We start from the raw sequence: 3,417 nt of genomic DNA on the forward strand, positions 1-3,417 counted from the left end.
TGATAATTCATGAATTTTAGCCATGGTTCGACCTCATCTCTTGGAGCTTGGCCACTAGGTTCAAGGCTGCCAGTGGTGTTAACTGGTTCAAATTAACCTGGTCTAGCTCAGCCAAAGCGGCCTCATCTTCTGGTTGCATGCTTGGTCCAGCCGGTACTGCTAATTGCGGTGCTGGTGCACTCGCAATTTCAAAGAGTGGAATATCTTGGGCCAAACCGTCCAAGTTTGGCTGGGCAGGCTGACCTTTGACTCGAGCTTGGTCAGTGGCAATCTTTGCCCCTTTATCTTCCCCAACGGTCAATGGATCAACTTGACCCGCCCCCTGGGTTTCCAAACTCTGCAAAATCAATTCTGCATTCGTCAACAGCGACTGGGGCAAGCCTGCCAAACCGGCAACTTGGATTCCATAGGACCGGTCAGCGGCCCCCGGTTGGATTTGATGCAAGAAGTGGAGCTGGCCATCGTCACTCAGTTGAGCGCCAACATGGACATTTTGAATGGCCGAATGATGGTCAGCTAAGGCCGTTAGTTCATGGTAGTGGGTGGCAAAAATCGTCGTGGTGTGGAGGTTTTGGTCCAGGTACTCGATAATCGCCTGAGCTAGTGCCATCCCATCATAGGTAGCCGTTCCTCGACCCAATTCATCAAATAAAATCAAGGACTGAGCAGTCGCATTTTGCAGAGCCAAGTTGGCTTCTGCCATTTCAACCATGAAGGTTGACTGACCATTAACTAAGTCATCATTGGCCCCAATTCGAGTAAAAATTTGGTCAAAGATTGGCAAAATTGCTTCATCGGCTGGGACAAAAGACCCCATCTGAGCCATTAAAGCAATTAAGGCTAGCTGGCGCATATAAGTCGACTTACCAGCCATGTTGGGACCTGTTACTAACTGAATCTTTGTTTCTTCAGCGAAAGTCACATCGTTGGCAACATATTCCCCCGGTCCCAATAAGGATTCAATCACCGGGTGACGGCCCTGGCGAATAGTAACTGCCCGGAGGTCGTCGGTCCGAAAGACCGGTTTTGTATAATGGCGGTTTTCAGCCACATCGGCCAAGGCCGCTAAGACATCGAGACGGGCTAGCTGGTGAGCCAGTGTCTGCAAGCGGGTAATTTCTTCTTTCACCTTGGCCCGAACTGCTAAGAATAGTTCATATTCGCGGTCAAACCGTTTCGTTTGCGCCGCAAAAATCAGGTCCTCATGCTCCTTTAATTCCGGAGTCGTGAACCGTTCAGCATTCGTCAAGGTTTGCTTACGGTGGTACCGACCTTCGGCTAATTTATCCAAATTAACCTTGGTGATTTCAATGAAGTAGCCAAAGTTCTTATTGTACTTAACCTTCAACGTTGAAATTCCGGTGGCTTCCCGTTCCTGTTGTTGGTAAGCCGCCAACCAGTCCTGGTTATCGGCCAGGGCCTGGTTGTATGAATCGACCAAGTCATCATAACCTGGTTGGATTAGGTCCCCATCGCGAACAGAAATCGGTGGTTCCGGCACAATCGCCTGGTCAATCAAGGCCGCTAAGTCATGAAGTGGATCTAAGTCCTGACCAGCTGCTTGCAAAATTGGACTAGCATTCTCCCCAGTCAAAGCATCCTGCAAGGTTGGCACCGCCTGTAATGACCGCTTGAGTTGAATCAAGTCACGGGCATTCAAGGTTCCCAAAGCAGCCTTGGCAGCTAACCGTTCCAAGTCATAAACGTACTTCAATTGGTCTTGGACAGTCCCACGAGTGAAAAAGTCTTCCTTAAAAGCAGCAACCGCATCTTGGCGGCCCTGGATAGCAGTTAAATCTTTCAATGGTTTAATTAACCACTGCTTGAGTAACCGGCCACCCATGGCCGTCTTGGTTTCATCTAGGAGGGCAAAGAGCGAGCCCGCCTTTTGCTTCGTCCGTGAATTTTCAACCAAATCGAGGTTCACCCGAGTTACCTGGTTAAAGACCAAGTAAGATTGGCGTTGGTAGGTTTGGACCGGCATGATGTGGTCGAGCGACCGCTTTTGCGTGTCAAAAAGGTATTGGAGCAAGAGGCCCGTGACCGCCTGTCCGGCACTATTCTTCAAATCTTTGGTTAAATAGGTAATCGTTGCTGAAGGTTGGACTGGCCCTTGAAAGGAAACCACTAAGCCCTTTTCACCCAGCATATCGGCTAACTGGGGTGTTGACCATTCACCCGTCTTGGCCAAGACGACTTCTTTGACTTCCAAAGCGCCCAGTTCATCAAGAATGGCACTAGCTTCATCTAGTTCTGTCGCCTTTAATTCCCCGGTTGATAAATCAATATAGGCCAAGGCGAAGGCTGCCTGGTCAACATCCCCAGGACGGGCCCCAGTGGCAACAACAGCTGCCAAAAAATTATTGGCCTTGCCATCCCCCATCTTAGCGGACAACTTGGTTCCAGGAGTAATCAACTGAACCACGTCACGCTTAACCATGCCCTTAGCCATGGCTGGGTCTTCCATCTGCTCAACAATGGCGACCTTATGGCCAGCATCAACCAGGATATCGATATAGGCAGAAACAGCATGGTGGGGAATCCCCGCCATCGGGATGGGATCTTCCGAATTTTTATTGCGCGCCGTCAATGTCAGTTCCAGAATTTTAGCTCCCTGGATGGCATCCTCTTCGAATAATTCATAGAAGTCGCCCATCCGATAAAAGACAAAGGCATCGGGGTACTGGTCTTTAATTTGATGGTATTGGACCATCATCGGTGTCGGTTCTTTAGTCGCCATGGTTGGCCTCCTGCAATCATTGATTTTCTAGCTTGCGATAAAGTTCATGCGATTAGACGGAAACTGGGTGTAAAAATCCCCCGCAATTAAAAAAATAACGGTGAATTTTTAGACTTGAGGGATTTGATAACCGGCGGCTAACAATTCCGAAAAAGGCACAATTTCTTGCGGTTGGTCCGGCTGGTCTTGAACCTTCTTTTCCATCCAAGCCAGGTCATACCAGGTACCAAACTTGTAGCCGCTCTTGTCGAAGGCCCCGACATAGCGAAAGCCCAAATGTTCATGAAATTTAACGCTATTGTTGGTCAAATATTGGTCATCAACCTTGGGCACGGCGATACAGGCGTTCAAATTAACAATGTTTTGGACCCGAGAAATCTCTTCGAGTAATTGGTAAAGGCGCTTACCAAGACCATGACCACGTTCATTTTGATCAAGGTAAATTGACGTTTCGACTGACCATTGATAGGCCTTGCGTGGCCCTAAAGCTCCCGTGTAGGCGTAACCCAGGATTTGGTCACCCAAACAGGCGACAATATAGGGAAACTTGGTCATGGTTTGTTCGATTCGCTGGGCAAAGTCACCCACAGTGGGCACTTCGTACTCAAAGGTAATCGCTGTATTTTCAACGTAAGGCTTATAAATCGCCACTAGGGCCGGTGCATCAGCGGCGGGTG

General features: G+C 48.9%; 2 protein-coding genes. Both read right to left on the reverse strand.

Annotated elements, in window-relative coordinates; all coding sequences use genetic code 11:
* Nucleotides 1-16: 16 nt before the first annotated feature.
* Complete coding sequence (gene mutS / locus AOQ29_RS07560; protein WP_061993870.1) at nucleotides 17-2,740, reverse strand: DNA mismatch repair protein MutS; 2,724 nt, start codon at nucleotides 2,738-2,740, stop codon at nucleotides 17-19.
* Between the two features lie 108 nt (nucleotides 2,741-2,848).
* The coding region (locus AOQ29_RS07565) for a GNAT family N-acetyltransferase (RefSeq protein WP_061993871.1) at nucleotides 2,849-3,417 on the reverse strand (569 nt) is incomplete at its 5' end.

This window comes from Fructobacillus ficulneus (genome assembly GCF_001047075.2).
In the GTDB taxonomy this organism is placed as follows: Bacteria; Bacillota; Bacilli; order Lactobacillales; family Lactobacillaceae; genus Fructobacillus; species Fructobacillus ficulneus.